Genomic DNA, 1281 nt, shown 5'->3' with positions numbered 1-1281 from the left:
AAATTCCGCAGTTTCGGTATCGTGCTTGAGCCCCGTTACATTTTCGGCGCAAGGTCACTTGACCAGTGAGCTATTACGCACTCTTTAAATGGTGGCTGCTTCTAAGCCAACATCCTGGTTGTCTCAGCAACCTCACATCCTTTGCCACTTAGCACGATTTGGGGACCTTAACTGGCGGTCTGGGCTGTTTCCCTCTCGACTACGAATCTTAGCACCCGCAGTCTGACTCCTGTACTTTAATAGTCCGGCATTCGTAGTTTGATTGAGTTCAGTAACCGGTGAAGGCCCCTAGCCCATTCAGTGCTCTACCTCCGGCTATGATCGTACAAGGCTAGCCCTAAAGCTATTTCGGGGAGAACCAGCTATCTCCGGGTTCGATTGGCATTTCACCCCTACCCACATCTCATCCACCGCCTTTTCAACGACGGTTGGTTCGAGCCTCCGCGAAATGTTACTTCCGTTTCACTCTGGACATGGGTAGATCACCCGGTTTCGGGTCTACTTCAGCGTACTAAAAGCGCCCTTTTTAGACTCGCTTTCGCTGCGGCTTACGGCCTTTGTCAGCCTTAACCTGGCACGCTAAAGGTAACTCGCCGGTCCGTTCTACAAAAAGTACGCCATCACACGTTTATTGTGCTCTGACTGGTTGTAAGCGTACGGTTTCAGGTTCTTTTTCACTCCCCTCCCGGGGTGCTTTTCACCTTTCCCTCACGGTACTTGTGCACTATCGGTCGCTTAGGGTATTTAGCCTTGGAAGGTGGTCCTCCCTGATTCCCACGGGGTTCCTCGTGTCCCGCGGTACTTGGGATACTCTCTGGATTAACATGGCTTTTCGCCTACAGGGCTGTTACCTTCTGTGGCCTGCCGTTCCTGGCATGTTCGGCTAAGCATGTTTATTCGTGTTGAGAGTCCCGCAACCCCTGTCTTGCACGCAAGATAGGTTTAGGCTCGCCCCTGTTCGCTCGCCGCTACTTGGGGGTTCTCGGTTGATTTCTGTTCCTCCGGTTACTTAGATGTTTCAGTTCACCGGGTGCCCTTCCTATGACTATGTGTTCATCATAGGATGTTACCGCGTTACCGGTAACGGGTTGCCCCATTCGGAGATCTACGGGTCTATGCCTGCTTGCGGCTCACCGTAGCTTTTCGCAGCTTACCACGTCCTTCATCGGCCCTTTGCGCCTAGGCATCCACCGTACGCTCTTTTTAGCTTGACCTAGTTAGTCGTCGGTCTTTAGGCGTCGGACGTCGGTACTTGGCTTTGCTTTGGGGTCTGTTATGACC

General features: G+C 52.5%; 1 rRNA gene. It reads right to left on the bottom strand.

The features are described from left to right. A 23S ribosomal RNA gene (locus SPSYN_RS15430) occupies positions 1-1214 on the bottom strand; the annotation flags it as partial. Positions 1215-1281 lie beyond the last annotated feature (67 nt).

This window comes from Sporotomaculum syntrophicum, from assembly GCF_009932395.1.
Classification (GTDB): domain Bacteria; phylum Bacillota; class Desulfotomaculia; order Desulfotomaculales; family Desulfallaceae; genus Sporotomaculum; species Sporotomaculum syntrophicum.
The sequence above is the reverse complement of the archived record's forward strand: the minus strand, read 5'-3'. Positions and strand labels throughout refer to the sequence as shown.